The sequence below is a fragment of the Kitasatospora sp. NE20-6 genome (assembly GCF_045862635.1).
On record NZ_BPRL01000139.1, the window covers coordinates 1 to 3,633 of the forward strand.

The following is a 3,633-nucleotide window of genomic DNA, read 5'->3' on the forward strand; positions in this document are numbered from 1 at the left end:
CACCCAACGCCCTGTTCCCGACCAGGAACCGCCCCCCACCATCGGTATGCACATGCACCACCACCGCATTCCCCACCACCGGAAACCCGAACGCCGCCCGCAACTGCACCGCACCGTCATCCGCAAAACCCCCCACACCCTTCACCGGCACAAAGAAACCCGACGGCGTCGGCACACCGTGCGCGAACACCTCCCGCGCATCCAACATCTCCAGCACGGCCTCCGGCGCGAGGGCCAGCTCCAGACCCTGTCGCACGTGGAACGCCATCTCCATCCGGCCGCCCGGCAGGTCCAGTCGGCCGCGGCGGTTGCGCGCCTCCAACGACACCCGCACCAGCAGGTCCGTCCGGACCGTCAACCACGGCACGCTCCGTCCCCTGGAGGTGACCCGCGACATGTCCTTGGTGTTGAAGGAGCCGCTGGCACCCGTGCTCTGGTCGACCCCGACGCTCACCGTGGCGATGGGGTTCTGGGCGTCGGATGCGCCGGGCGGGAGGTTGGCGTCCAGGCTGCCGGAGGTGGTGGTCACGGCCGCCGAGACGCTCAGTCCCCGGCTGCTTCCGGCCGAACGGCTGAGGCCTGCTTCGACGAAGTCGACCGTGTCCGAATTCAGGTTGGCGTGAAGATACTTGCCAGCCTTCGGGGCTATCGGCTCGATGCTGATCCGCAGCATCGCGTGCGTATCGGTGAACAGGCCTCCCTCGCGCACCAGCACCGGCGAGGTCAGGCCGGCCGCGCCGAGCAGCTGGTCGAGTTCGCCGGTCAGCATCGGCTGCGACAGCAGGGCATACACGGCGTCCTGGGTGCGTGAGCCGTGGCTCACCATCCGGGCCGCAGCTGAGCTCCTGGTGCCGGCCAGGGTCGGGGCGTTCCCGCCGAGCCGCTTCATCACTTCGTCGGCGAGCACCTGGATCTTCTCGTGATCGAATCCCATCGCGAATACCTGGCGGTCCATCACGTGCTGCTGTGTCAGCACAAGTGGTGTGCCGAGCGCGGCCGCACCGGTGTCGACCGGCACTTCCCGGACCCCGACGTCGTCGGCGGAGGCCAGGTACGGCTGGAGGTCGGGCGCATGCGCCGATTCCGGCATGACGACCCGTTCGGTCAGCGTCACCGAGGTCCGCCCCGAGACCTTGCCCAGGTCGAGCCGCCCGGCGGTCAGCGACAGCTTGTCGGGAACGGTCAGGCCGATCGTGTTCGCAAACCGGGACGGGACGTTCGTGCGAACCACCGTGATGTCGATCCGCAGGTCGCCTGCATACCGGTCGCCCGTCCCGGAGATCCCGATCTCGTTGCGGACGGCTTCGGTGCGGGTGCGGGAGCGGCCCGTCCCCTGGGAGACGCCCACGGACGCCCCGACGGTCACGGCGGCAGCGTTGAGGCGGCCACCGGCCGTGCCGGTGGGCATGCTCTCACCCGCTCTGGTGCTGATCGACAAGCCACTGCCGCGGGAGGCGGACAGGCCTGTGGCGGTCGTGTTCGAGCGTTCCTTGAAGACTGCGAGGTGGGTGTCGGCCACGCTCTCGAGGAAGTAGTAACCCTTGTTGTCCGGATCCCGGCGGGCTTCCAGGCGGAGTGTGATCTCCTCGTGGTGCAGCGGGCCGGAGCGGGTGGTGTGCAGGACGAGACCGGAGCCGAGCATGACGTCCACCAGGACCTCGGCGGACTTGAGGTCCAGCAGGCCGGCCAGGCTGGATCGCACCGGCCGGATCGCCTGGCCGGCGCCCTCGACCAGCCAGTACGCCTCCAGCCCGGTGGGCGCGACGTCTCGCAGCAGCTTCTGGATCGCATCCAGCAGCGGGTTACCGTCCCCGGTGACGCCCGGTGCGGGCTGTACAAGCAGCCGCTCGGTAAGCGCCGTGAGGGGCACCAGCGGTTCGGCCGTCACCGTGCGGTGCGGGCGCAGGGCGACCGCGGCAGCATGGTCCTCCGGGGTCGCCGGCAGGGTGCTGACGACCCGGTCGGTGCCCTGCCGGTGGATCGGAACGTTGGTGGAGCCCTGCCCGAGCAAGGCCTCACGGCGGATCACGGTGGGCCGGCCTACGGCCTCGTTCGCGGCGGTCCGCACCTCCGGGTCGTGCGGGTCCGTGACGGGCTTCGTGGGCCGCAGGTAGCGGATGCCGTCGGTGACCTCGATCAGGGAAGCGGCGACCCGGGGGAGTTTCCCGCCGAACATGTTCTTGGCGCGGCTGATCACGGTGACCCGGTAGACCATGTCGGCGCTGTGCTCGTCGTACTGGCCGGGGACGATCGACATGCTGCCGACGACAGGCGCCAGGCTGGTGGTGCGGGCCGTGCCGGTGCCGGAGGCGCGCGTGTAGGAGATCCCGGGGAAGGCCGTCTGGGTGGTGCCGCCCACGCCGCCGGCCACCGTGCCGAAGCCCACGGCGGCGCTGAACGCGGAGCTCCGGCCGGTGCCCTCGGTCCCGGAGACGCTGACGCCGCCCTCGACGTAGTCCAGCTTGGACGTGGACAGCCCCCGATCGGTCCGCTGCCCCCGGACCGGGAAGCCCTCGATGCGGACCAGTGCCCGCCTGTCCCGGATGAAGCCCTGCTTGACCACGGTCGCGGTGATCGCGGACGGCCCGCGGAGGTGCGCGCCCACGAGCAGCACGGCGTCGGACGTGGTCCAGGTGATGTCGCCTGCCGCGTCGGCGCCGATCCCGACCTGGGCCAGCAGCCTGAGCAGTTCCGCCTCGACGTGCCGGGAGCCGATGGTCTCCATCACCACGTCCTCGCCGTCGAGCGGGGTGTAGGCGTCGCGCAGGTCCTGCGGGAGGTCCGCCAGGTGGACGGTCGGCCTGCCGCCGCCGTCCGCGCGGCCGACGATCGGCTGGGCGTACGGGTGCTCGATGCGACTGCCCGCGGTGCCGGCGGTGTACGGGGTGTCCGCCGTGAGCGGCTCCGGGACGACCAGACGCATCCGGTAGTCGTTCCCCGCCTGGCCGCGCACGTCGTAGGTCAGAGAGGCCTCGCCTCCCTCGACGCGGCCGTGCCGGACCTGGCCGGTGGTGCCCCCGCGGGCCGGAGGCTTGAGCAGGGCGCCGATCCGGTTGGCGGCGATCTTGGGCCAGTCCGCGAAGGAGGCAGGGCCGGCGACGTGCTTGATCGATACCTTGACACGGTAGGCGACGCGGTAGTCGAAGGTACGGGCCGGGCCGCTGTAGAGCACGCCGTGCGACTGAAGGCCCGAGGCCCGCACGCCGGTGCCCGCGGACCAGTTGGCGGCCGTGGACAGGCCGAGTGAGGGCAGCGCCACGCGAAGGGCGCTGCCGGTACGCAGGCCGAGGCCGACGGCGGCGCTGAGCCCGCCGCTCAGGTTGAGGGAGGTGGCGACGGAGTCGGTGCCGTTCGTTCCGGAGAAGGCGACCGGGAAGATTTCTATGTCGGCCGATTCGGTTCGGCCGGTGGTCGGGTTCTGGTCCAGCCGTACGGCGGTGACCTGGACGGTGATGATCTCGGTCCCGCCCTGCACCGGGCGGTGCATCCGGTCCTTCAGCCCACCGGGCTGCAGCAGCACGTCCGCATGGTTGACCAACGCCTCCGGGGCGAACTTCGCCGCCAGACGCTCCTTCAGGTACCGCAGCTCACCCGCGTCCCACTCCGGCGCCCACGCCCGCGCGAACTCCACCT

1 protein-coding gene is annotated in these 3,633 nt (G+C 71.0%); it reads right to left on the reverse strand.

Annotation, left to right across the window (positions count from 1 at the left end; translation table 11 throughout):
* On the reverse strand, positions 1-3,633 hold a 3,633-nt coding region (locus SNE206_RS39755), incomplete at both ends, for a hypothetical protein (RefSeq protein WP_407918469.1).